The 25,306-nt window shown below is 37.4% G+C and carries 27 protein-coding genes; 14 read left to right on the forward strand and 13 right to left on the reverse strand.

Annotation, left to right across the window (positions count from 1 at the left end):
• Positions 1–54 precede the first annotated feature (54 nt).
• Complete coding sequence (locus AC1RJ8_RS02585; protein ID WP_492952396.1) at positions 55–2,367, reverse strand: TonB-dependent receptor; 2,313 nt, start codon at positions 2,365–2,367, stop codon at positions 55–57.
• A 633-nt stretch (positions 2,368–3,000) separates the two neighbouring features.
• Between AC1RJ8_RS02585 and AC1RJ8_RS02590 the strand changes: the two genes are divergently transcribed.
• The 6 genes from AC1RJ8_RS02590 to AC1RJ8_RS02615 all read left to right on the forward strand — a co-directional run bounded on the left by AC1RJ8_RS02590 (position 3,001) and on the right by AC1RJ8_RS02615 (position 6,452).
• Positions 3,001–3,573: a TlpA family protein disulfide reductase gene (locus AC1RJ8_RS02590; RefSeq protein ID WP_492952397.1), complete on the forward strand. Its 573-nt coding sequence runs from the start codon at positions 3,001–3,003 to the stop codon at positions 3,571–3,573.
• 103 nt (positions 3,574–3,676) lie between these two features.
• Positions 3,677–4,180, forward strand: coding sequence for a GNAT family N-acetyltransferase (locus tag AC1RJ8_RS02595; RefSeq protein WP_492952398.1), 504 nt, complete (start codon positions 3,677–3,679; stop codon positions 4,178–4,180).
• Positions 4,180–4,662 (forward strand): MarR family transcriptional regulator, encoded by a 483-nt coding sequence (locus tag AC1RJ8_RS02600; RefSeq protein ID WP_426327117.1) that lies wholly within the window; start codon positions 4,180–4,182, stop codon positions 4,660–4,662. The genes AC1RJ8_RS02595 and AC1RJ8_RS02600 overlap by 1 nt, the downstream gene beginning before the upstream one ends.
• A gap of 87 nt (positions 4,663–4,749) precedes the next feature.
• Entirely contained in the window at positions 4,750–5,808 is a 1,059-nt protein-coding gene (locus AC1RJ8_RS02605; RefSeq protein WP_131528988.1) for a nucleoid-associated protein, read from the forward strand.
• A gap of 80 nt (positions 5,809–5,888) precedes the next feature.
• A complete protein-coding gene (locus AC1RJ8_RS02610) occupies positions 5,889–6,131 on the forward strand; it encodes a transposase (RefSeq protein ID WP_492952399.1) in 243 nt (80 codons plus the stop codon).
• Complete coding sequence (locus AC1RJ8_RS02615) at positions 6,132–6,452, forward strand: hypothetical protein (RefSeq protein ID WP_492952400.1); 321 nt, start codon at positions 6,132–6,134, stop codon at positions 6,450–6,452.
• Between the two features lie 119 nt (positions 6,453–6,571).
• On the opposite strand, the gene AC1RJ8_RS02620 is transcribed toward AC1RJ8_RS02615, so the two are convergent.
• From AC1RJ8_RS02620 to AC1RJ8_RS02645, 6 genes are all read right to left on the reverse strand, one after another.
• The gene (locus AC1RJ8_RS02620) at positions 6,572–7,918 is read right to left on the reverse strand and encodes a DUF58 domain-containing protein (RefSeq protein WP_492952401.1); all 1,347 of its coding nucleotides are present in this window, start codon (positions 7,916–7,918) and stop codon (positions 6,572–6,574) included.
• 82 nt (positions 7,919–8,000) lie between these two features.
• Complete coding sequence (locus AC1RJ8_RS02625) at positions 8,001–8,978, reverse strand: AAA family ATPase (RefSeq protein ID WP_492952402.1); 978 nt, start codon at positions 8,976–8,978, stop codon at positions 8,001–8,003.
• Complete coding sequence (locus AC1RJ8_RS02630) at positions 8,959–10,149, reverse strand: DUF4350 domain-containing protein (RefSeq protein WP_492952403.1); 1,191 nt, start codon at positions 10,147–10,149, stop codon at positions 8,959–8,961. Before AC1RJ8_RS02630 ends, AC1RJ8_RS02625 begins: the two co-directional genes overlap by 20 nt.
• Positions 10,146–10,874 carry a DUF4129 domain-containing protein gene (locus AC1RJ8_RS02635; RefSeq protein ID WP_492952404.1) on the reverse strand — a complete coding sequence of 243 codons (729 nt, stop codon included), beginning with the start codon at positions 10,872–10,874 and terminating at the stop codon, positions 10,146–10,148. The genes AC1RJ8_RS02630 and AC1RJ8_RS02635 overlap by 4 nt, the downstream gene beginning before the upstream one ends.
• 2 nt (positions 10,875–10,876) lie before the next feature.
• Complete coding sequence (locus AC1RJ8_RS02640) at positions 10,877–11,761, reverse strand: hypothetical protein (protein ID WP_492952405.1); 885 nt, start codon at positions 11,759–11,761, stop codon at positions 10,877–10,879.
• A gap of 1 nt (position 11,762) precedes the next feature.
• Positions 11,763–12,716, reverse strand: a complete 954-nt coding sequence (locus tag AC1RJ8_RS02645) for a stage II sporulation protein M (protein ID WP_492952406.1) — start codon at positions 12,714–12,716, stop codon at positions 11,763–11,765.
• A gap of 197 nt (positions 12,717–12,913) precedes the next feature.
• Here AC1RJ8_RS02645 and AC1RJ8_RS02650 point away from each other — a divergent pair, with 197 nt between their 5' ends.
• Positions 12,914–13,654, forward strand: coding sequence for an RDD family protein (locus tag AC1RJ8_RS02650; RefSeq protein WP_492952407.1), 741 nt, complete (start codon positions 12,914–12,916; stop codon positions 13,652–13,654).
• Here AC1RJ8_RS02650 and AC1RJ8_RS02655 read toward each other — a convergent pair whose 3' ends face one another.
• From AC1RJ8_RS02655 to AC1RJ8_RS02680, 6 genes are all read right to left on the reverse strand, one after another.
• A complete protein-coding gene (locus tag AC1RJ8_RS02655) occupies positions 13,655–13,975 on the reverse strand; it encodes a DUF2752 domain-containing protein (RefSeq protein ID WP_492952408.1) in 321 nt (106 codons plus the stop codon).
• Positions 13,976–14,050: 75 nt separating this feature from the next.
• The gene (locus AC1RJ8_RS02660; protein WP_492952409.1) at positions 14,051–14,392 is read right to left on the reverse strand and encodes a CD225/dispanin family protein; all 342 of its coding nucleotides are present in this window, start codon (positions 14,390–14,392) and stop codon (positions 14,051–14,053) included.
• A gap of 84 nt (positions 14,393–14,476) precedes the next feature.
• Entirely contained in the window at positions 14,477–15,202 is a 726-nt protein-coding gene (locus AC1RJ8_RS02665; protein ID WP_492952410.1) for an SGNH/GDSL hydrolase family protein, read from the reverse strand.
• A 33-nt stretch (positions 15,203–15,235) separates the two neighbouring features.
• Positions 15,236–16,288 carry a serine hydrolase gene (locus AC1RJ8_RS02670; protein ID WP_492952411.1) on the reverse strand — a complete coding sequence of 351 codons (1,053 nt, stop codon included), beginning with the start codon at positions 16,286–16,288 and terminating at the stop codon, positions 15,236–15,238.
• Positions 16,285–17,016 carry a lipoyl(octanoyl) transferase LipB gene (lipB, locus tag AC1RJ8_RS02675; RefSeq protein WP_492952412.1) on the reverse strand — a complete coding sequence of 244 codons (732 nt, stop codon included), beginning with the start codon at positions 17,014–17,016 and terminating at the stop codon, positions 16,285–16,287. The genes AC1RJ8_RS02670 and lipB overlap by 4 nt, the downstream gene beginning before the upstream one ends.
• Positions 17,017–17,027: 11 nt before the next feature.
• On the reverse strand, positions 17,028–17,675 hold the full coding sequence (locus tag AC1RJ8_RS02680) for a 4'-phosphopantetheinyl transferase family protein (RefSeq protein WP_492952413.1): 648 nt from the start codon (positions 17,673–17,675) through the stop codon (positions 17,028–17,030).
• 71 nt (positions 17,676–17,746) lie between these two features.
• On the opposite strand from AC1RJ8_RS02680, the gene dcd reads away from it, so the two are divergent.
• The 7 genes from dcd to AC1RJ8_RS02715 all read left to right on the forward strand — a co-directional run bounded on the left by dcd (position 17,747) and on the right by AC1RJ8_RS02715 (position 25,228).
• Positions 17,747–18,283, forward strand: a complete 537-nt coding sequence (gene dcd / locus AC1RJ8_RS02685; RefSeq protein ID WP_215129483.1) for a dCTP deaminase — start codon at positions 17,747–17,749, stop codon at positions 18,281–18,283.
• 534 nt (positions 18,284–18,817) lie between these two features.
• Positions 18,818–21,508 carry a carboxypeptidase-like regulatory domain-containing protein gene (locus AC1RJ8_RS02690; protein ID WP_492952414.1) on the forward strand — a complete coding sequence of 897 codons (2,691 nt, stop codon included), beginning with the start codon at positions 18,818–18,820 and terminating at the stop codon, positions 21,506–21,508.
• A gap of 98 nt (positions 21,509–21,606) precedes the next feature.
• Positions 21,607–22,368 carry an enoyl-CoA hydratase/isomerase family protein gene (locus AC1RJ8_RS02695; protein WP_492952415.1) on the forward strand — a complete coding sequence of 254 codons (762 nt, stop codon included), beginning with the start codon at positions 21,607–21,609 and terminating at the stop codon, positions 22,366–22,368.
• Positions 22,369–22,455: 87 nt separating this feature from the next.
• On the forward strand, positions 22,456–23,331 hold the full coding sequence (locus AC1RJ8_RS02700) for an SDR family oxidoreductase (RefSeq protein WP_116249187.1): 876 nt from the start codon (positions 22,456–22,458) through the stop codon (positions 23,329–23,331).
• A gap of 6 nt (positions 23,332–23,337) precedes the next feature.
• Positions 23,338–23,763 (forward strand): DoxX-like family protein, encoded by a 426-nt coding sequence (locus tag AC1RJ8_RS02705; protein WP_492952416.1) that lies wholly within the window; start codon positions 23,338–23,340, stop codon positions 23,761–23,763.
• Positions 23,748–24,485: a DUF2071 domain-containing protein gene (locus tag AC1RJ8_RS02710; RefSeq protein ID WP_492952417.1), complete on the forward strand. Its 738-nt coding sequence runs from the start codon at positions 23,748–23,750 to the stop codon at positions 24,483–24,485. Before AC1RJ8_RS02705 ends, AC1RJ8_RS02710 begins: the two co-directional genes overlap by 16 nt.
• Positions 24,476–25,228 carry a class I SAM-dependent methyltransferase gene (locus AC1RJ8_RS02715; RefSeq protein ID WP_492952418.1) on the forward strand — a complete coding sequence of 251 codons (753 nt, stop codon included), beginning with the start codon at positions 24,476–24,478 and terminating at the stop codon, positions 25,226–25,228. Before AC1RJ8_RS02710 ends, AC1RJ8_RS02715 begins: the two co-directional genes overlap by 10 nt.
• The last annotated feature ends 78 nt before the right edge of the window (positions 25,229–25,306 follow it).

The following is a 25,306-nucleotide window of genomic DNA, read 5'->3' on the forward strand; positions in this document are numbered from 1 at the left end:
GAGTGATCTTATTGATCAACCCCGCTTTTTGTCTGTAAATGGTGTCCGTGAGTTTTATTTTACCAGCGTAAAAGGAACATACAATCCGAAAGTGATATTTCTACCGGTATTGTAAACACCTAAATTAGGATTCTCCTGATCAAAACGGCCTGGTTTAAATCTACTTAAAGCATCATAATATTTCTGATCTAACAAGTTATTGGCCGAAACAGATAGTTTGATTGGCTGTTTGCCTAAATTAAATGTAGCACCAATACCCGCGTTTAATAGCGTATAACCACTGGTTGGCGTTTCGAAAACATCATCCACACGCGTTTGTTTAAATGCCGAGTTGATGCCTACAGAAAGATAAGCATCATTTGTTCCTTTAAGTTTAGGCTCGAAACGCAACTCGTTTCTCAAAGTTCCTGCGGGAATAAATGAAAGTGGCCTGTTTAAAGTGTTATTCTGTGCATGAACATATCCAAAGGTATTCTCGAAGTGGATAAACGGAACCGGGTGGATGGTTAAGCTTGCTTCAGCACCGTAAAGATTCGCGTTTACCTGTCCGTAACGGTAAACATCATAAAGTGTACCTTCAGCTACTCTTTGTTCGCCATTGTTGGAAGCATAAATATAATTGTGGATGTAGTTGTTATAAACACTTGCACTTGCACTTACAAATTTTCCCTCATATTCTAAAGCTGCATCTACCTGGTAACTGCGCTCAGGACTTAAGCCGGAGTTACCGATTTCATATCTAAATGTTCCTTCGTGTACGCCGTTCGAGCCTAATTCTGCCGGGTTTGGCGCACGGAATGCAGAACCTGCATTGGCTTTAAAATTTAGCTCTTCATTAAACTGATGGGTAAACCCCAATGCACCACTTACATTGGAAAACTTATTTTTGAAAGGTGCAAAAAGCTCTTCTCCGTCATCAAACAATTGTTTTCCGTTGTTTTTTCTAAAATCATAACGTGCACCAATGCTAAATGTATTGTTCTCCCAGTTTTTCTTGGCAAAAGCAAAAACACCTAAACCAAAAGTATCATAAGCTGGAATTAAAAATTCTGTTCCTTTATTTTGGCTATGTGCATCGTCTACACTTACACCAAAAACAGGCTGCCATCCATTGGTTTCGTGTATGTAGTATTTCAGGTCTGCATTGTAGGTTTTAAGATCGAAGAATAAGGCTGGGTCTGGTCCATCTAACTCGCGACGTTGGTTTTGTTGATAGCCAAAATCGGCTTTCAAATTACCGTTACCGATAATGAAATTGTTATTTAAGGCAATTTTAAAGTGTCGGATATCCTGACGAGGGTATTCTAAAGTACGGTTTTTATAATCATCATTGGTAAAAGCACTACCATCTTCTTTTACAAAATTTCCATTGTCATCTAAAGTTGGCTCATAAAAACCAATATTGTTATGAAAGTTCGAAACATTTAAGTGGGTATAACCCCAGCTTTTATTTAAACCAACCATACCACTTAAATCGGTTTCGTTAAAGCCCGAATTAGGGAAGTAACCTGTTGGTGTTTTAAAAGAATAAGCATTTTTATACGTTCCACGGGCTCTCCAAACAAACCCGTTTTCGTTACCATTTAACATTAATGAGTTAGCGGTAAGGCCATTGTTTGTAGAATAATTGGTAATAAATTCACCTTTAATCTGCCCTTCTGGTGCGGTACTTGGCTCTAATAGGTTAATTACACCGCCGAGTGCATCAGAACCGTACATTAACGATGCTGCGCCACGTAAAACTTCAACGCGGTCTGATTTAAACTGATCGATTTCAATACCATGCTCATCGCCCCATTGCTGGCCCTGTTGTTTTATCCCATCATCTAAAGTTACAATTCTGTTGTAGCCCAAGCCTCTGATTACAGGCTTAGAAATAGATGGGCCAGTGGTAATTTGCGATACACCGGGTATTTTAGTTAAGGCATCAATTAAATTGGTTGAAGGCTGTAAAAGCTGATCTTTGCCAATTACTGCAGAGGAAGCGCTATTTCTTTTGCTGGTACTGCTGATCAGACTTCCGGTAATTACAATTTCCTTTGTTTCTATTGCAGTAGGTTGTAAAGAAAACGCTAATTCAGTTGCATTGGCAAAGTTTACTACCTGCGTAGCGGTTTTATAGCCTACATAATGTACCTCAACCAGGTAACTTCCTTTTGAAGGAAGATTATTCAACGTAAATTCTCCGTCATTGTTGGTTACTGCCGAAACTTTTAAATCAGGGATAAAAATGGTTGCGCCTGGCAACGTTTGTTTGGTGCTGGCATCAATAACCTTACCTTTTATATTCTTTAAAGCGGCAGCAAAAACGGTGCTGCTTAATAATGTATATAGAACTACTAAGCTAATAAGCTGTAATTTTTTCATGTGTTGTAGTAAATAAAAATGATAGAAAAACCAAAGCAATAGCGTAATGAAGCTAGTTTTAGTTTCTCATATAAATAATTTGATTAAGCACGGATGCGCTTGAAAGGAAAAAATTATGCTAATGGGGGGCCGCGTAAGCAAGTGCGCTTTATTTCGGTAAAGGCATTCTTTAAGGTCGCTTCGGTTCGGCTAAAAATTTTGGCTGATAAGAAGATTCTGTAGATGTGGTGCGTTTGCACATAATTTTTTTCAAAACTCGCATTACAGATTAAACAGGTATCGCCGTGGGCCTGCACGTGGCTAACATGTTTACAGTTGATCTCTTTCTCCACAACCGGAAGAGGATTGTGGTGGTGAAGAACACTCCACGGAGTTAAAGCAATAGCAAATACGATCAGCATAAATGCCGATAGATATTTTTTAATGTTTTGTCTATGCTTTTTCAACAGGCCAAAAGTAGTAATTCCTAAGCAATTATATATATTTACAAAGTAACATTGTATTTATAGTGTTATGACCTTCGATTTAATCGATGGCTTAACGTAAGAGGGGTATGAATCTTCTAATTAATTATTGAAGTACCAATTGCAAGCCCATTTCTTTACTATTAACGATAAGTAAAACGAACAATTAGTGAAGTTTATCAGAAAAAATATATTCAACGCATTATTTATCATTGTCCTTTTGATAATCGTTTTTGTACCTGATGCAAAAGCATTTTTAATTAGGGGATTAATGGAAATTGGTTTTTATAAGCCTAGGATCGAAATGCCCGATAAAGCTTCTGCCAGCCTTAAAGGTATCCTGTTTAAGGATATAAAAGGAAATCTGATAGATTTGGGTGATTTAAAAGGTAAGATTATTTTTCTTAATTTTTGGGCAACCTGGTGCCCGCCGTGCAGAGCTGAAATGCCTTCGATCAATAAATTGTATACCCAGTTTAAGGATGATAAAAATGTTGTTTTCATTTTTGCAGATGCAGATGGCGATTTTGTGAAATCGGGCAAGTTCATGGCCGACCGTAAATATGCAATGCCAGTTTATAAAGTAGAAAGCGAAATTCCTGAAAAAGTATTTGCTGGCGCTTTACCAACAACAGTTATTTTTGATAAACAGGGCAGATTGTCTTTCAAGCATGAAGGCGTGGCCAATTATGCAGATAAAAAGATTGTTGATTTCCTCAATAAGTTAAAGAACACAAAATAACTTTCTCCAATACCAAAGCCTTCAAAAAAATTGAGGTTCAAATGATATTTGCATTTTGTATATGTGTAGTTAACTACATATATTTGTTTGATAATATTTAGCGATGCAAAACGACTTTAAAATTGAACGGTTAGATAATCAATTCTGTGAAACGATTATTGGGTTAATTCTGCCTATCCAACAAATAGAATTTAATGTAGATATCGATTTGGCAGCACAGCCAGATTTGTTGGATATAGAAAAAAATTACGATGGCTCAGGCGGCGCTTTTTGGGGTGCCATACTAAATGGTGAATTGATTGGGACTATTGCTTTAATTGCTGTACCTGAATATCAATCGGGGGCAATCAGAAAAATGTTTGTTAAAAAGGAATTCCGCGGGAAGAAGCTGTGCGTTGCGCAGGCCTTATTAAAAACCTTGTTGACCTATTGCAATGATAATAAATTGAATGAAGTATATTTGGGTACCAAGGATATATTGCAGGCAGCCTGCCGTTTTTATGAACGTAACGGATTTAAACCAGTTGCAATGGGAGATTTGCCGCTTTATTTCCCTCGGATGGCTGTAGACAACGTTTTTTATAGCCTGGATTTAAAATCTCTTTAATGGAACAAAATGTAATTGATGCTTCTGGTTTATTGGCCATTTCTACCCGTTTGCAAAGGCTGAGCGATCAGATCCGTAAAGATGGCCTGTTGATTTATAAAGCATTCGGAATTGATTTTCAACCCAAATGGTTCCCTGTGTTGTATACTTTGTATAAAAAATCGACCATGAATGTGGTTTCGTTGTCGGATGAAATTGGTTATGCACATCCTTCTACCATCAGTTTGTTAAAAGAATTGGAGAAGGAGAAACTGATCCGGTCTAAAAAAGATAAAGTAGATACCCGTAAACGTTTGGTTGAACTCACAGAAAAGGGTACAGCACTTCTTTCTACCATGGAGCCTGTTTGGGACGTAATTATTAAAGCTACAGCAGAAATTACGAACACTCAAAACAACTTAATGAAGGCGATAAATGAGGTGGAGGCATCGTTAAAGGAAAAAAGCTTTTTAGAAAGAGCAGAGGCTTATATTAAGAAATGAGTGAAGGATAGAATGATTGGATGATGGATTGGGAAATTGATTGATTGACGGAGAGGGTTAATCAATGATTTTACTATTTTTGCCCCCATGATTTCATTTTTCGAGGCTTCACTTAAGCAACTTTCTATCCACCATACAGGCAATAAACTGCTTGAAGAGTATTATAAATTATCTGATGCCCCGCTAAAAATTGATGATGAAGTGTTGGGAAACCTGTTGATGCAGTATTTCTTAAAACCTTTCGAAAAGGTAAATGAAGTCTACCGGTTTTATCACCCCAACGATAATTTAGAATTAAATGAAGTATTTCATTTTGTTCATGAAATTTTTGAGAACAATGAGCTTTTTCACGAAGATTCGCAACAACTGGCCAAACATTTATACGATGTAGCCAACCACCCAAAAATTAAATCTGGCGAGCTGTATGTGGCTTATTTCGAAAAGGTGCAGATAGAAGGCGAGCAGTTGGATGTTGTTGGGGTTTTTAAATCCGAAACGAAAGATACCTACTTAAAAGTTTATCCTGAGCAGGATGGCTTTAATGTAAGTTACGAGCAAGAAGCCATCAGTATTAATAAATTGGATAAAGGCTGCCTGATTTTTAATGTTGATAAAGAAGAAGGCTACAAAGTTGTGGTGTTGGATCAATCGAAAAGCAGCAACGATTCTGCTGTTTACTGGAAAGATGAATTCTTGAAGCTTAAAATCAGGAATGACAGTTATAACCAAACCAATAATGTTTTAGGGGTTTACAAAAACTTCGTTACGCAGAAGCTTGATGATGATTACGAAATCAGCAAAGCAGATAAAATCGATCTCTTAAACCGCTCGATGAAGTATTTCAAAGAAAAAGAAACCTTTGATATTGAGGAATTCGGCAATGAAGTAATTGGTAATGCCGAAGGGATTGAATCATTCAAAAACTATAAGAAGAATTACGAGCAAGAGTACGAAAGTCCGATAGCTGATAACTTTGAAATCGCCGAATCTGCTGTTAAAAAACAGGCCCGGGCCTACAAAAGCGTATTAAAGCTGGATAAAAACTTCCATATTTATATCCATGGCAATAAAGATATGATCGAAAAAGGTTACGACGATGATAAATCGATGAACTTTTACAAGGTGTATTTTAGGGAAGAGGAGTAGGTTTTAGTCCTGAGTCCTTAGTCTGTAGTCATGAGTCGTCCCCACAGACAGAAACTGAATTTTATTTTCTATTTTTAATAATGGAAAACAAAAATATTTTCAAGCAAGATCGCAACTCAAAAATGCTTTTGAATGAAACATATTTTTGGACGGATACGGTTAAAGATTGGAAACATATATTTTCTCAAATCAAGTACAAAGCCCTATTAATCGATACCTTAAGGGTGTTTGTAAAGAGAAAGAAAATTATCGTTTATGCTTTTTTGATTATGCCAAATCATTTACATTTAATATGGCAAATGATTGAAACTAATGGAAAATAAATGCCTAATACAAGTTTTAACAAGTACACTTCTCATCAAATTTTTCAGGATTTAAAACTTAATTATCCAGATGCATTGCCATATTTTAAAGTATCTGATGGCGAAAGAAATTTTCGTTTATGGCAGCGTGATCCCTTAGCTATTCTTTTGGATACGCAGGATAAACTTGAGCAAAAAATAGATTATATACATTATAATCCTTTACAAGTGCAATGGCAACTAAGTGAACAACCAGAAGATTATGAATGGTCTTCTGCCAGCTTTTACGAAACTGGTACGGACAATTTTGGATTTTTAACTGATTATAGAACTTTACTATAATATTTTGATATTATTTCGGTCTGTGGGGACACAGACCGAGGATTAGAGTAGGTTTTAGTCTAAAGTTCGTAGTCTTCGGTCATGAGTCCGACTTTGGACTACAGACTAAGGACTCGTGACTAAATTCGCTGTTGTGCCTTTAACGCCAAATACTGGTTAATTACATTAACTGTAAGTTTTTGGGGAGGGGTAAGGATGGCTAATATACCATGTTTGTTGAGTTCCTTAACCATTAGTTTTTTCTCGTAGATAAATTTCTCGGCAATGGTTTTATGATAAATGCCTTCTACGTCTTTAGCCGGTGCTGTACTTAATTCTTTTAGCTCGGTATTTTCGAAAAATACAACCACCAGTAGGTGATATTTGGCAATCCTTTTTAAATAGGGTAATTGCCTTTGCAGGGCAGATAAACTTTCAAAGTTGGTAAAGAAAACCAAAAGCCCCCTTTGTTTCACTACTGATCGTACCGCAGCATACAATGCCTCTAAATTACTCTCCAGGTATCTTGTTTTTTCTTTATAAAGTACGTTCATAATACTGCCAAGCTGCGAAGCTTTACGGTCTGCAGGTACGATTGATCCTATATTTTCGGATATGGTTATTAAACCGGCTTTATCTTCCTTCAGCATGGCTACTTTCGAGAGTGCAACGGTAGCATTTATGGCGTAATCGAGTAAGCTCAATCCTTCAAAAGGCATGCGCATTACACGCGATTTATCAATAACGCAATAAATATTCTGCGACTTTTCGTCTGTATAGGTATTCACCATTAAACCACCTTTCCTGGCGGTAGCTTTCCAGTTAATGGTACGGATATCGTCGCCACCCACATAATTTTTAATCTGGTCAAATTCGCTGCTTTGTCCAACTTTCCTGATTTTTTTAATCCCGAATTCTGTTAAATAGCGCGAGGCGGCCATCAATTCGTATTGACCAAGATTAATAAAAGAAGGAAAAACAGGTAGTATCTTGACGCCATCAAAATTATAACGGCGGTTAATTAAGCCCAGAGGTGAACTGATGTACGTTCTAATAAAGCCAAAATCATATTCACCACGTTTCGTTGGTCGCAGGTTGTAGTGGATTGATTTTATTTCAGCAGATTTTAGGTGAAGCTTAAAATCTTTATCCCGAAGTTGAAACTGAAAAGGTACTTCATCAATCACCCTGGCATTTACCCCAAAACCATAACTATTCCTGATTTCGATTTGTATCGGATTTTCATCGCCATTACTCAAACGTTTTGAGGTAATTCTTTTGGCATCAATCCCCTGGGTATTTCGGTATAGAATAAAAATATCGATAAAAAATAAAACAAATACGGCACCAGTGGCAATTTCAGGGATATCGCCCAGCCAGGCAAAAAAGAACTTCAACAAAAAAAGCACAATGCAGAGGCCTAAAGCTGCAAATAAGCGATCGCTTAGGAATAGATTGTTATAATATTGCTGAAAGAATTTTTTCAATGTTGTTTAATCGGTTAAGTGTTTAAACTGGTTAACTGTTAGTAGCCCACTGTAAACTGAAAATTGGCGACTGATAACTGACCTACCGCGGTACTTCAATTTTTTTGATAATCTGGTTAATAATGTCGCTTGTGGTTAATCCTTCCATTTCCTTTTCAGGTGATAACAATATCCTGTGCGCTAATACTGGGCCTGCAACAGCAATAATATCGTCAGGTGTAACAAAATCGCGGTTTTGAATAGCGGCGAAAGCTTTTGCACTGTGTACAATTGCTAAAGATGCCCTTGGCGAGGCGCCCAGATAAAGTGACGAATTGTTACGGGTTTCATTTACGATTTTGGCAATAAACTCCAGTAATTTTGGCTCTACAAACAGATTGCGGATGATTGCCCTAGCCTCTTGTATCTGTTTAACAGACAATACTGGTTTTACTTCGTTTAATAATGTTTTATTAACTAAGGTATGCTGAGCCATTAAAATCGCAGTTTCCTCTTCTAGCGAAGGGTATTTAACCTCTATTTTGAATAAAAACCTATCCAATTGTGCTTCAGGCAGGCGATATGTTCCTTCCTGCTCAATTGGGTTCTGTGTGGCCAATACCATAAAAGGCTCATCCATGGTATAGGTATGGCCATCAATGGTTATCTGGCGCTCCTCCATCACCTCGAACAGGGCCGATTGGGTTTTTGCCGGAGCACGGTTAATCTCATCAACCAGAATAATATTGCCAAAAATAGGCCCTTTTCTAAATTCGAAATCTCCTGTTTTGGTATTAAATATTGGTGTTCCCAAAACATCTGAGGGCATTAAATCAGGCGTAAATTGCACCCTCGAAAACTGTGCATCTATCGATTTTGCCAGCAACTTTGCACTAAGCGTTTTGGCCACACCAGGTACACCTTCAATTAAGATGTGTCCATCGGCAAGCAAACCAACAATTAAGAAATCAATAACCTGTTTTTGGCCGATAATGATATTTCCAAGTACTTCTCTAATCTGATTTACAGCTTCATTTAAAGCGCTTAAATCGGTACGTGGGTTAAACTGTTCTTGTTCCATTGCTTTGGGTGTTTTTATAAAACTGTTCTATACTTTCGTTTAAATTAATCAATTGGGTATCGCTTAATTCGCCCATGGTTGGCGTTTGGATAAAATATTTGGTCAGGGTTTTGGCTAGCGCTTCATTAATGCCTGTTTTCTCTATTAGTACCTGAGCAAATTTGCTGTCGATATCGTTTGTTTTTATATAATATCTGGCCCTTAAATATTCCATAAAGTAATTGATCTTTTTTAAGGCTATATCGAGGTTGTTGCGCTCGTGGTAATAAACACTGCCCACCACATTAACAAAGGCCAATGAAGAATTGGTAAGTGGATCTGCAATTGGGATAATTCTTTGCCTGCGCTTAATGTCGTACAAGACAAAAAATATCAGACTAAATATTGCCAGATAGTATGCAAACTCCAGTTCAGGATGTTTAAAGAACACCCTGAGCATATCGGTAGTGGTGTTCTTTTGAGTAGAGAAATATTCATCAAAAATTACCTGCTTATTTCCGTGCAAATAGCTTAAGGTTTTAGCGGCATATTCTGCACCATATTTATCCAGCAGATTAAAATTAGTGTAGAAACCGGGTTCAGCAATCAGGTAAAGATTACCCTTGCCGTAGTTATAACGGATAAAATTTGGCTTGTTATTGGCGTTTACGCCAAGTATCGTGGTTTTACTGGTGTCAACCTTATTAAAATACTGGCTGCCTATCCCTCTTTCAAAACCATAATTTGCATCGGTTTTTAATTCTGGATTGGTAAAATTTAAGGTACTTCCTTCGGGAGATATTGCGGTAGAAGTTTGCACTTTAAGTTCCTTCCTTATTTTTCCTAAATCATAAGTGGCTATAAATACATCATTACCCGCTTGCATATATTTTATCAGCTGTTCAAGATCAGTTTTACTAAAGTCTGTTTGTTGTGCAATAATTAAATAAGCGGTCTCCTTGAAATTTTTAGATTTTAAAGTGCTGTAAACAGCAGTTTTCGACTGTTGAATACCTGCCGATGGCAAAATATCTTTAATTCTATTGTATAAAATATATGTTCCGTAAGGGATTTTATCTTTAGTAGCATATGTTGGCGCCCAGTTTGTTGGCGTAGGTTTATTATACTGCGCAATTAAATAACCCAAAATTAGAATGGAACCGATAATCAGGTATAATTTGTAGCCTTTCATTTAATCTGGTTGTTAAACTGGTTAAACGATTGCTTAATAGGGTCGAATTTTACTTCATCGATAGGAAAATCGCCATACCAGATATAATCGAACTGTAGGGTAAGCTGGCTAAAATCATTTCTTAGCTCGGGCTTACTAATTTCCATTAAATAATTATAATTGGTTTTATCGGGCTGCCATTGGATAATTTCGGCGTCACTCAGTTTTTTTAGCGCCCTCAAGTACAAAAGCCTAACTGCCAAACGGAATTTTCTTTCGGCAACTAATCTTTGTAATTCCTGTTCATAATCTATCTCATGGATGTTTTCGGTAATTACATCGTATGGAAGGATTGTTTCTTTCGGTTTTTTAGTGAATATTTTTTCAGCACCAATAATCTTAACCACAATAAATATGATTAGCGCAACACCAAGTCCGATAAAAATATACCTGGAAAAAATGTTAGATGCTGCTCCCTGAAAGAGCTCACCGATTATACTCCAAAACCATAACCAAAACTTATCCCAGAGCGATAACTGTTGCTGACCTATTTCGTCGTATTGAAACTCTTTTTGTTCTTTATAATTGCTTATGGCCTCTTTGTCGAATTTTGAGGCCACAACCTTACTGCTATCTGTTTTAATTATAACAGTTACAGGCTTAGGTTTAGCCGTCTGTGCTTTGCTGATTACCGGAATAAAAAACAAAAGAGAAACAAGAAGATATCGTAAGAGTGCAGGCTGCATTGTTAATATTCTTCAGGTCTTGTATCTATAGGTTTTTCGGTATTGCCAAAATTAGAAATCCTTTCCATTAAGCCAGTGCTTTCTTTTTGTTCAACCAGACTGAAATACGCTAATGAAATAGTAATGATGGGGATGATGGTAAACACTTGGCATAACGACTGCAAAATAGTTGTAATCATGGTCAAGGTTAATGACATGTGCGGCGTTTTATGCGTAAACATACCAATCATATTAAATAAACTTGTAGGTAAAATGATCATGGTCATACAAGCATAAACAATAATCCATACTACGATCAGCGTACCGAAAGTAATCCAAAAATTATCTTTAATAATTTTGAAGCTTCTACTAAAGGAATAACCTAAAGAGCCATTTTCGATCACCATTATAGGGAGCGTCATGGCGGCATAAGGGAATAGCCAGAAGAAAGGCACCCCACAGAATAACATGGCTACGCCCAGCATCAGTATCAGTAAAAGGGAACTCCCAAAAATCCTGAAGAAGTAATATTTAAAGTATCCCCAAACCTCATCCGTAGTTGGTGTTTGGTTTCCTTTTTGCACATATATGGCGATATAAGAGAGGATGGCAACACTCATACTGGCATAGGTGGCTAAAGAAAATAAAATAGATAAAAAATATTCTAATCCATATATATTTGAAAAGCCTAAGCCCGTAGTGTTTTTTCCATTGCCGATGGTATTGATAATGTTAACCATTTTATATTGTTGCATTAACATGGTTAACATGCTGGCCACTACAAATAAGCCACAAAACGTAAAATATATTTTGATTAGCGGCTTAAAGTTTTGGCGCATAAAGGTAAAGGTATCGTTAATTACCTGCCCGAAATCTCTTCTTTTTTTAAATTCAATTTTCCCTAGCATGTTAATTTAGTGTTGCTTGTTTATTGTAGATTTTAATGGGGTAAATAAATACATACCAAATAATAAAAGCTGCAGACGATAGTAATATTAACATACTTAGCCATAAAGGCATTTCGGTATGCCGGGTAACAAAACTTTCAAAAAATGCCGCAACGATAAAAATCGGGATCAGGCCAATTACAATTTTCAACCCATCTTTTGCGCCTTTTAAAACTGAAGCCATACGGGTATAGGTTTTGGGGAATAAAAGGCTATTGCCCAAAATTAAACCGGCAGCGCCTGCCAAAACAATTGCCGATATTTCTAAAGTTCCGTGAATCCAGATAACCAGAACAGATTGAAAACCCAAGCCCTTGCTAAAAAAGAAATACTGGAACGAGCCGAGCATTATTCCATTTCTGAAGAGCGAAACGATAGAACCAAATGAAAATATAATGCCCAAAACGAAGGTATATAGCGCAACATAAATATTGTTGGCACCAATCTGCATAAACATCATAAACTCATTACTCTGTTTATAAACACCAAACGGATCACCTTTGGCAATGTTTTCGTTTGTCATGTTTACATAACCATCGCCCATAATCAATCGCACAAAAGTATCGTCGTATTTTGCTGATAGTGCGCCAATGGCACAAGAAACGAGGAAAAATGCCAGGGCATAAAACACCTGTTTTCTGTGTTGCAGGAATATTAAGGGGAGTTCTGTTTTCCAGAAATGAACAAAGCGGTTCGACTTTTCCTTTTTGTTTTTGTAAACCGATTGATGTAATTTAGAAGCTAAGCCATTGAGATAGGCCGTTGTTTTCGAATTTGGATAAAACGTTTTTGAGTAAGCCAAATCATTGGTGATTTCGATAAACTGATTGGCCACTTCATCAGGATTTGCCTGTTGCATGGAATCATAATGTTGCCACTTCTTCGAATTCTGTTTAACAAATAATGCTTCTCTCATTTAAAGGCCTTACCAAATCTCGGGTTAAAATAGCTAATTTTTTATGGAAATGAAACCAACATTATTTTCAAATTGCTTAACCAATCTAAACAAATATACATAGATGGACATTCTAAACTAAAAATATAAGGAAACTTTAGTTTAAAAAATAGCGATCGACATATAGCTATTATCTTTAAAAAAAATTATGTTTGAATATGGATAGCATTAGAATTAGCACTGCTCAAAATATTGATATTGATTACGAAATTGCTGGCCTTGGTGAGCGTATTGCTGCCAGGTGTATTGATCTGGCTGGCTTTTTGGTAATTGGGGTTGTTGCTATGATTCTGATTGGTGCGGCTTCATACAGTATGTCAAGCAATGCTGCTATGGTAGTTTTTTTTATTTTCCTGGCCATTTTTGCTTTCTACGATCTGGTTTGCGAAATCACTATGAACGGCCAGACTTTGGGAAAGAAAGTGTTAAAGATAAAAGTAATTAGCATTGATGGCACACAGCCAACTTTTGGGCAATATATTTTTAGGTGGTTATTTCGAATGATCGATTTTGGTTTCCCATTTGGCTGGGGTGTTGTTGCGCTGGTTTCGGTAGCGGTAACAAAAAATCATCAACGGTTAGGCGATATATTGGCTAAAACAACGCTGATTAAAACTCAACCAAGAACTGAATTTTCTAATGTAGCCTTCAGTTTTAATTTACCTGAAGAATATGAACCACAGTTTAAGGAAGTTCTGCACTTAAATGATAGGGATATAGAGCTTATTCACGAGGTGTTAACCGGTTATTACCAAACCGGAAATGCCGAACTGATTTATGCCATGGCGGCAAAAACCAAAGCACACATTTTTGTAGCCATTCCGAGCGGGATGAACGAGTTACAGTTTTTAGAGACAGTGTTAAAGGATTATAATCACCTTACGGCTACAATGGCCTAGTTAAGCTGCGAGATAATTGAATGGTGTGTAGGGCAAATTTCTGGCAATCCAGAATATCATTACAATAGCAAAAATTACCTTGGGCGTATTGGGGTTATACCAAAAGTGCATCACCAAGTTCTTCTTTGTTGAAAGGGAATAGATTTTGAAAGCCAGTTGGGTAATGAGCAGTGGTAAGCTGAGTACAAGGAGTAGATTATATCCTGCAGCCTTTTGAACATCGAGGTGAAGTAAGGCATGTATTGCCCTTTGTGAACCGCAACCAGGGCAATCGAGATGCAAATATTTGTGGAAAGGGCATTCCGGAAAGAAATTGTACATCTCAGGATTAAAATTATAGTAAATTATTACAAATGCTAACCCTATAACAATTCCTAAGATGTACGTTAATTTCATTTATCTGTAGCTACCCATCATGGCACCGCCAAAACCTAGCACCACAAAAAATAATATATATAAGACATAAACTCCAATTCCAATAAAGAATCCAATTTTTGTCCATTTGCCAGCGGCTGCAGATGCTGCCTGAGCTCCTGCATAATCGCCCATTGCATATTTACTGTTAACATTGGCAGCATTTACAATACCAGCTATTCCAAAAGGTAAGCAGCAGAATAATGTAACCAGAATTGATTCTACAAGCCAGTTCTTTGGTGCCGGGCCTTGATTTCCGAATGGCGTTTGTCCAAACGGTTGCTGGCCGAATGGTGCTTGTTCTTGAGGTTTTTGATCTTCCATAGTATCAACTTTTAAGTATATTAATTTAAATAGTTGAACTAAAATATATTTTTTAATTTAAAAACAGCATAAACAAGCGTTTAATTATTTCAATACATTAGCCACTTTTGGTAATAAAGCATTAGCCCATTCAGCGTACATTTTAGCACTTGGGTGCAATCCATCGCTTGCCACTAACGACGGGTCGGTTGCTGCATTTCGAGATGAGGGGGTAATGTTGGTATAGTTTACGCCAGCTGAAAGCGTGATTTCTTGGTTTGCAGCGTTAAAGCTATCGATTTCATTAGCAATCGTTAGTGGGTTTCGTCCTGAGTTTTTACCAAAAGGTGTAGCGCCCCAATCTGGAATAGAAACGACAAAAACCTTATTCTTGTTACCTCCCGCAAAAGCGATTGCCGTTTGTAACAATTCTGTGAACTCCTTCTTGTATGTATTTATTGGATAACCCCGATATTGATTGTTTACACCAATTAAGAGCGTAACAAAACTATAGGTGCCTGTTAGATTCTCCTTTTTTATACCCGCCAGAAGTTCATCGGTAGTCCAGCCGGTAACTGCAATAATTTTTGGATTTGCTACACTGCCGCCCTGAGCTTTTAATAAACTTTGAAGCTGATAGGGAAAAGATTCGGCTTGTTTAACCGATTCGCCAATCGTATAAGAATCGCCAAGTGCCAGATATGTAAAATTACCTTCTCCATTTGGTGAAGCTGTTGTTCGGTCGATAACTGGTTCAATAGGCATGGGCTGTTGTTTTGTGCAGCCCGAAGTTAAGAAAGAAAATAAAATAGCACTTAATAAAATCTTCATCACTTAATCTACGAATAAGCGCTCGGTTTAGTTTTATTTTAGGGCAGCAATGAGTTTTTGTCTAAAAGCGGCATCAGTGATAATACCTGTCTCAAAATTTGCAAAATTGCTTTGAATCATCAGTTTTTCTTTTTCAGTAAGGTTGTTAAAGAAAAACGCACAGGCTAAACTGGTTCCCCTTTTTTCGGTGGCATAAAAAGCATCTGTTAAAATAAACGCCGTTGAGCCACCTTTTTGCCCTAAATGTTTAAATGCTGCTTGGTTGCCTGGATATATCATCGGCCATTCCATAATCTGATCTATGATTTTTTGGATTTCGGGCTTAAAGTAATTTCTACTGTTAATTTTCTGCATAATGCTTGCGTAATCAGTAGCATTTGAGGCGACTAATCTATCAGACCATATTTTTTGTATTGAGAATGGCAAGTTTAGGGTGCTGAAAGTTTTGATAAATGTAGAATCTGTTTTTAATTTGATGTGATTGGTTTCGCATCGTTTTATATATTCATTCATTGACATTGCCTCCAATTGTTTTGCCCACATACTTTCATCGAGGTTATCAGGTTTGAGGCAAGTCATTAATGCTCCTGCAGTGAAGTAATAGTAGGGACTATGCTGCTGAAGTTTTAGTGTCCTGATGTTCCGGCTAATGTTTGCCAAGCCCAATAAATCCTCAAGATATTCAGTATTGGCATTTGAGCTAAATCTAATCATGCCTTGAGCAATCTTTAGCAAAGAAACACTGTCAGCCTTTGTCTTTTTTAAAGATTTAAGCCATGCTGAATGGGCGCCACCATCGGTAAAAGGAATATAGTATTTGCTTAGGTCGCTTATTGCTATGCTTTGGTTTGCGTCAATTTTTTTGGCAGCAACCTGATTGGAAAATTCGATGGCAATAATGGTTTTGGCTGCACTGGCCAATGGCATCAATTGATTGCCGTTAAAATTGAGTACTTCCTTGCTGTTCTCAATAAGTACAATCGAAGCTTTTTTAGGATTATCCTTTATAAATTTAATTATCCCATCCAGGTTTTGTGCAGAAACACGTGTGGTAATTAGCGCTAAAATAAAGATAAGCCTGATCATTGAACGAGCTTCATTTTAAAGAGTCCGGCAATATGATTCTTTAATTTTCCTTTTACCTCTTCCATATCAAGTTTAAAACCGAGTTCTTTTGCTAAAGAAGTTACGGCCTTATCATCAATACCGCAGGGCACAATATTTTTAAAGTAATCAAGATCTACATTTACATTAAAGGCAAACCCATGCATGGTAACCCAACGGCTGCAACGAACGCCCATCGCGCATATTTTACGGGCCTTTTCGTTATCGGCATCTAACCAAACCCCTGTAAAACCAGGATAACGGCCCGCTTCTATCCCATAATCTTTTAAGGTGAGGATAACGGCTTCTTCCAGTGTGCGTAAATATAGATGGATATCAGTAAAGAAATTATCAAGGTCAAGAATAGGGTAGCCCACTATCTGCCCAGGGCCATGATAGGTAATATCACCCCCCCGGTTTATTTTATAGTAGGTTGCCTGTTTATCTTTTAATCCCTGCTCATCCAATAATAAATTTTCGGGATGCCCGCTTTTACCTAAAGTGTAAACATGGGGGTGCTCGCAAAATACAAGATGGTTCGGGGTAGGCTTATTGCTGTTGTTTACGCGGTTTTCTGTTTTAATGGCCACCGTTTTATTTAGCAAATCTTCCTGTTTATCCCAGGCTTCCTGATAGTCTGTTAAGCCCCAGTCTGTAAAAATAGTTGGCTTTAAATCTATTGCAATTGCTTTTTCCGCTGTCTCGATCATCTTTATTTATTTTAAGAATTGCTGGCTACGTAGCCCAACATGTAACTGTCTTTTGTTTTAAAATAATTAACGGTCAGCTCCCTTGTTCCTGTTGGCAGTTCTACCAATGCATTTAGAGAACCTTCATTTTTTAGCTTAAAAGGCTTTATATGGATATGCTGTTTAAATTCTAAACCCTTTTTGCCATGCCACTTGTAAATAGCTTCTTTAGCACACCACGCAACATACAAACCATCCGTATTATCTCCAATCTGTTTCTGGGCAAGCTCTACATCGCTTAAAAACTTATGTTTAATGCTTTTTATCTTGTGCTTAATCAGTTCGATATCAACACCTACCGCATGATCTTTGCTAATCATTACGGCAGCATAATCATAAGAATGGCTTAACGAAATATGGTAATCGAAATTAACCAGATAGGGTTTGCCATGTTCATCAAACTGACAGTCGATATACTCAGTTGTATTAAGCATTGTTCTCAATAGCAATCTTGTACTTAACCAGTGCAGTAACCGCTTGCCGCTGTTTAAGGTTGAAATAATATCATGTTCATGCTGCTTAAGCTGCAGTCCGGCCAACAATTCTTCCTCTGTTTCCTCAATTTTCCAAATTGCTAAAACAGCATGCTGATCAATATTTTTATTGTAAATTATTGGCATTGATTAAATTGGAGATTACATGCAAAATTATCTTAAATAAATGATAATTTAGGCCAAAAATACGTATAAAAATGATATTATCTGATAGCAGGATATTAGAAGAAATTGAGAAGGGAACAATCATCATTGAGCCTTTTAAACGCGAATGTTTAGGAACCAACTCGTATGATGTGCATTTAGGAAAATACCTGGCTACTTATAAAAGCCGTGTGCTTGATGCGAAGGCGCACAATGAAATCGAACATTTCGAAATTCCTAAAGATGGATATGTCCTTCACCCAGGTACGCTGTATCTTGGTGTTACTTTAGAATATACCGAAACACACGGGCATGTACCTTTTTTAGAAGGTAAAAGTAGTACCGGCCGTTTAGGTATCGATATTCATGCAACTGCAGGTAAAGGTGATGTTGGTTTTTGTAATACCTGGACCTTAGAAATATCAGTAGCACAACCTGTAAAAATTTATGCCGGAATGCCTATTGGCCAATTGATTTATTTTGTTGTTGAAGGTAAGATCGAAACGATGTACAATTCAAAAGGTAATGCCAAGTACAACAATAAAACCACCAGGCCGGTAGAAAGCATGATGTGGAAGAATAAGTTTTAACAAGTTGCTTAATTGGTTAACTGTCAGATTGCTTTTAGACCACCCATTTGCAAATCACTGAGCCTAAAAAGAATGTTTTTTGTTTTTTAAATGAAAGCCAGTGTAACGTGGCCGCTTTAGTCCCGATAGAAAACCTATGAAACAAGCAAGCACACCAAATATAACATAAACCGGTGCTGAAATTGGGAGCCGCCACTACTGTCGGGTTTATGACTGGCGGTTTTGTTCTCTTGGCACTAAACATTGTTCCTAAACCCGATTAAAGCGAACATCCCGATTTTTCCATCGGGATAAAGCGTATGAGTGGACCTGTGGTTGCCAAACGCTCCGAACCCCTCATTTCCAAATCACTTAGCATGCAAGTATATTCTCTTATGGAAATGAGCGGGCAGTACTTTGGCTGTCTGTATTGATTAATATGTTTCTATAAATATCAACTAAAAACTTAGAAGTCAAACTAAATTTCATGGTATCTTCATGAAAATATGCCTTAGGTTTTGTACCTTGACACATATTTATTTGTTACCCAACCACATGAAACTCAAAATTACTCTCGCAATCAGTTTTCTATCTTTACTTATTGTTTTTGCCGCATTTAAAATGGATGATGATCCATTTAGCCAGCTCTTACAAAAACTCGAAGACTACACCAGTAAATATCCACAAGAAAAAGTTCACCTTCACTTAGATAAGCCTTATTATGCCATTGGCGATGATATTTGGTTCAAAGCCTATGTTGTAAATACCAAGACCTCTGCACCTTCAGGCATCAGTAAGATCCTGTATGTAGAGTTGATCAACGAAAAAGATTCGCTTAAAAAACTGGTTAAGTTACCTATTATGGGAGGAATTACCTGGGGCGATTTTAAGCTAACAGATTCACTTGGCGAGGGCAATTATAGAATTAGGGCCTATACCAACTATATGAGGAATTTTGGTACCGATTTTTTTTACGATAAGACAATTAAGATTGGAAATAGCTGGGCTAACAAAGTTTTTACAAAAACTTCTTACAGTTTTACCAAAGAGAACAATGCGGATAAAGTAACGGCAACAGTTCATTTTGAAGATAAAAATGGTGTCGCCTATAGTGAAAATGAGGTAAGTTATGAAGTTCAGTTAGATTATCGTACTGTTACAAAGGGTAAAGTTAAAACAAGTTTAACGGGTGATGCGGTAATTAGCTTCACAAACAATCAGTCGTTCCAAAATAAATCAGGGAAGATTATTGCGACCATCGTGTTGGATAATAAACAAAAAGTAATCAAATCTATCCCGATCACTTCCACATCTACCAATGTTGATGTACAGTTTATGCCAGAGGGGGGAACGCTTGTTGAAGAATTGCCGCAAAAAGTTGCCATTAAAGCGGTTAATGCCGATGGCCACGGCGAAGATGTGGAAGGAACTGTAGTAGACGAAGGGGGAAATGAAATAACCAGTTTTGCCACCAATTATTTAGGTATGGGTAACTTTGTGTTTAACAATCAGGCTGGTAAGTCATATTCGGCCAAGGTTAAATTTAAGGATGGATCAGAAAAAACGTTGAAATTACCTGTAGCCGTTAAAAGTGGTTATGCACTTTCTGTAAATGCTTTAGATACAGGTAAAGTGGTGGTTAAAATTATGGCCAGTGCCGATCTTGTGAATGGCGATGAACTAAAAGTTGTTGCACAGCATGGTGGCAATGTATATTATGGCTCGAAAGCTAAAATGGATAAACAGGTGCTGGTGGCCAATATTCCAAAAAAGAACCTGCCAACCGGTATTGTGCAGTTTACTTTATTTTCAAGCAGCAATCAACCTTTGGCAGAGCGATTGGCTTTTATTAACAACAAGGCCGAATTAATTGACGTATCGATTAATACATCAGGAGTTTCCAGTTCAAAAAGAGGAAAGGCAGCCTTTACTTTCGATGCCACTAATGATAATAAACCCGTTTTAGGTAGTTTTTCGGTTGCTGTAACCAACACAGCAAAAGTAACACCTGATGAAAATAATGAGTCGAATATCCTCACCTCGTTGTTACTTACCTCTGACCTGAGCGGCTATGTAGAGAAACCCAACCACTATTTTTTAAAGGACGATCTTCAAACACAAAAGGAACTTGATAACTTAATGCTTACCCAGGGCTGGAGAAGATTTCTTTGGAAAAATATAATCAATGGTGTTGGTCCGAATATTACCTATAAACCCGAGCAGTCTATTACCATTAGCGGAACGGTAATGAAGGGTAATAAACCTGTACCTGGTGGTAAGGTAATGCTAATGGCTACAAAAGGAACGGTGTATATTTTGGATACGGTAACCAATGCCGAAGGAAAATTTGTTTTCGATAATTTGAGTTTTGGCGACAGTACAAAATTTGTTGTTCAGGCTAGAACTAAAACAGAAAGGAAGTTTGTAGATATTAATCTCGACATCGTTCCCGGGCAGATTGTAACCAAGAACAAAAATGGAGCCGATATTGATATCAATGTGAATAATACTTTGATGAAGTATATCAAAGAAAGCGATAACTATTTTAATGAGATGACCCGTTTAGGCTTGCTGGAGCGGACCATTAAACTCGAAGAAGTAACCATTACTGAAAAGAAAAACCCTGCGAAAAATTCATCCAACCTAAATGGTGCCGGAAGAGCCGATTTCGTGATGACAGCCGATCAGTTATCTACCTGTGTAACCTTATCGCAATGTTTACAGGGCAGATTGCCCGGGGTAATATTTAGAGGCAATGTGCCATATCTAATGCGTAGTCAAAATCAACCTATTAATATTATTGTTGATGGTATGCAAATGGAAGCCGATTTTTTGGATAATGTTGTTCCAAGCGATGTAGAATCTATTGAGCTTTTAAAAAGTATCGGTAATACAGCCATTTACGGCTCGCAAGGAGGAGGTGGTGTAATTATTATCACTACTAAACGTGGCGATGGGGGAAGAAGCACCAACCGGTATGCGCCAGGAATTGTAACGTTTAATCCAAAAGGATTTACGGTTTCAAGAGAATTTTATTCGCCAAAATACGATGCAGCAAGTTCAAGTAGCAGGACCGATTTAAGAACAACCATTTATTGGGATCCACAGGTTGTTACAGATAAAGACGGAAAGGCAAAATTCGAATTTTATAATGCAGACGAGCCTGGAACCTACCGCGTAGTAATAGAAGGAATAGATGCTTTAGGGCATTTGTCAAGAAAAGTTTACACTTATGATGTTAAATAGAGAAAAATAGATAAATTTGAATTAGTATGCATGCATAGTTTATACTGTGATATATTTGTCTTGATACTAGATTCTTAAATCTTGATACTATTTAAAATATGAATACAATAAAAGTAAGTGTTAAAGATCGCCTGGCAACCATCACGTTAGATAGGGGAAAATCGAATGCCTTAAACCGTGAGTTGATTACCGAGTTGGGCGATATGCTTAAAAATATTACCGCAGATGACAACATTGGCGGTGTAATTTTAACCGGAACAGCACCTTTCTTTTCTGCGGGATTGGATTTGGTAGAACTTTATAACTATAACGAAGAAGAGGCTAAATCTTTCTGGCAGCTATTTTTGGGTTTTACGGCCAATATGGTTTCGTTTAAAAAACCAATGGTGGCGGCAATTAGTGGCCATAGCCCAGCTGGCGGATGCGTAATGGCATTAGCCTGCGATTACCGGGTAATGGCCGAAGGACCGTACATTATTGGCCTTAATGAGGTGCCGGTAGGCATTATTGTGCCGAATAGTATTTTTCAATTGTATGCGTTTTGGATAGGAAAAGCCGAAGCCAGCCGTAGTTTGCTTTCTGGTAAACTTTACAGCCCCGAAGAAGCTTTAAAAGTTGGTTTGGTTGATGAATTGGTGAGAAATGAAAGTTTGTTAACTGCTGCCGAGCGCAAGATTAAGAAATATATGGAGCTCGAAAGCAATACCTGGTCGCAAAGTAAGTTAAGTATCCGTGAGGAATTAATTGCTGCTGTAACTGCAGATCAATCGGCTACTTTAGAAAAAATGTTAGCACAATGGTGGTCGCCCGCAACACGTCATATTTTAAAAACAATTTTAGCTAACCTGCAGAGAAAGTAATCAGTTTGCAGTTGTTGGTTTTCAGCTAGGAATTAACCAATGCTACAGTTAGCCAATTACAACAATTAACCAGTTAACCAATATACTATGTTCAGTTATAATGCACCAATGCTCAGAGAAGACGCTTTAAAAGGAAAAACCATTGTGATTACAGGCGGTGGAACGGGTTTGGGGAAAGCAATGGGCGTATATTTCTTGAAATTAGGAGCCAACCTCGTAATCACAAGCAGAAAACAGGATGTATTGCAAAAAACTGCCGATGAAATGGAAGAAAAAACAGGCGGCAAAGTATTGGCAGTTGCCTGTGATGTTAGAGAAGTAGCACAGGTGGAAAACGTATTGGCCAAAACTTTAGAAAGATTTGGTTCAGTTGATGTATTATTAAACAACGCTGCGGGTAATTTCATCTCGCCAACCGAACGGTTATCAGCCAATGCATTTTCATCCATTATCGATATTGTTTTAAAAGGGACAGTTAACTGCACACTTACCTTTGGCAAACACTGGATTAAGGAAAAACAAGCGGCAACAGTTTTAAATATAATTACCACTTACGCTTTTACAGGCTCAGCTTATGTTGTGCCTTCGGCCTGTGCAAAAGGCGGCGTTTTAGCACTTACAAGGTCTTTGGCCGTTGAGTGGGGTAAATACGGTATCCGTACCAATGCGATTGCCCCTGGTCCATTCCCAACCAAGGGTGCATGGGAGCGTTTATTGCCCGGCGATTTAGCCAAAAAATTCGATTTCAAAAACCGTGTACCTTTGAAAAGAGTTGGCGATCATCAGGAACTCGCCAATTTAGCTGCATTTCTGGTGAGCGATTTCTCCGGATACATTAATGGCGAAGTAATTACCATTGATGGAGGCGAATGGTTGCAGGGAGCAGGCCAGATGAATGGCTTGGAAGCAATCCCGAACGAAATGTGGGATATGCTCGAACAAATGACAAGAAGCGCGAAATAAAGCGATATGGTAAATGTGATCAATCGCAACAATCAAGTATTGCCACAAAGAATACTTACCTGGTTTATTGCATTGGTTTGGCTTGCAAACGGATTGTTTTGCAAATTGTTAGGTCTTGTACCTCGCCACGAACAGATCGTTGCCAGAATTTTAACGCCCACCCATAGCCATTACTTTACCGTTTTTATCGGAATATCAGAGATTGTGATGGCAATCTGGATTTTGAGTAGTTTCAAAACTAAGCTAAATGCTGTTGTTCAGATTGTAATAGTTGCTACAATGAATACCATAGAATTTATACTTGTACCAGATCTATTGCTTTGGGGGAAATTCAATTCGCTCTTTGCATTTATATTTATTATAGTTGTGTTTATCAATGGGTTTTATTTTAACAAAAAAACAACGCAACAGGCATCATGTTCTCATTTCTGAAAAACCACCCATTTGCAGTCGATGCATTTTTTGAAAACTCACTCGTATTAACGTTTTCTGTTCCAAAAACAGAATTAGAACACCTTATTCCAGCGTGCTTATCCCTTGATACCTTTAAAAATGAATGGGCTTTCATTGCTATCGCGATGGTTCAAACGAAAAATTTGCGACCAAAAGGCTTTCCTAAATTTATGGGTAACGATTTTTTTCTTATTGGTTATCGCGTATTTGTGCGTTATACGAACAAAGCAGGGAAAAGCCTTCGCGGGCTGTATATTTTAAAATCAGAAACAAATAAAAAGAAAATGGAATTTATGGGCAATATTTTTACCCATTACAATTATACCACAACAGATATATCGCTAATTGACAACGGAAATAAAAAGGAAATTACTTCAACCAATTCTGATTTTAAAATCGTAATCGATAAAATAGATCAGGAAGTTCCATTGCCCGAACATTCGCCATTTGCCGATTGGAAAGAAGCCAGAAGATTTGCCGGGCCTTTACCCTTTACATTTACGTACAACGAAAAAAACAAAGAAGTTTTAATTATAGAGGGGGTTAGGCAAAACTGGCAGCCAACGCCAATAAAAATTGCCAGTTATAACTTTGGATTTTTAAATTCATTGAATCTAAATGGACTGATTTTAGCAAATGCCTTTGATATTCAAAACATCCCTTATTATTGGAAAAGAGGAAAAATTGAAAAATGGAAGTAAAAAGAAGAAAATTTCAGGGTGTGTTAAACATTTTAAGCTTTAACAGGCATTTTTACATATTTGGTCTTAGTGCTTTATTGTTAGTGATAATTAGTCAAATGGTAATGCCATGGCCTATTGCCCTATTTTGGTTAACCGCTTTAGCTTTTCTTTATGGTCTTTTAATGCCCTTAATAGTTTCTGCATATGTTTACGACTTTTCTGGGTATTATCATTTCGATTGGCTAAAAAAAGCTAGTATTTCTAATTCCAACCCAGATTTAATCTTAAATATTAATGCGGGTTTTGATGAAACAAGCTTCATTCTTAAAAGTCATTTTCCGCAAGCAACTTTAAAGGCCTTCGATTTTTATAATCCTGCGAAGCATACAGAGCAGGCTATAGTCAGGGCAAGAAAAGTAAGTTTAATGTTTCCTGATACAGCGCAAATAAATACAGATTTTATTCCTTTAGCCGATAAGTCCGTTGATATGATATTCCTTTTGTCGGCCGCACATGAAATAAGATCGCAACAAGAGAAGATCGTTTTCTTAAAGGAATGTTATAGGTTATGTAAACCAACAGGACAGGTAATTATGGTAGAGCATTTACGCGATTTACCCAATTTTATGGCTTTCTCTATTGGTTTTACGCATTTTTTCTCACGGGGAGTTTGGCGAAGAGCATTTAAAGCTGCAGGTTTTTCTTCTTTTTCTGAAACGAAATTCACACCATTTATGTCTATTTTTAATTGTTGCCCCTAGTTAAATGCAAATACACTTGTTAATAGTTGGTGCTCTTCTGGTCGCATTGGCACTTATTCACATTATTTTTCCAAGATA

Source organism: Pedobacter sp. GW822-FHT03F06, assembly GCF_058801365.1.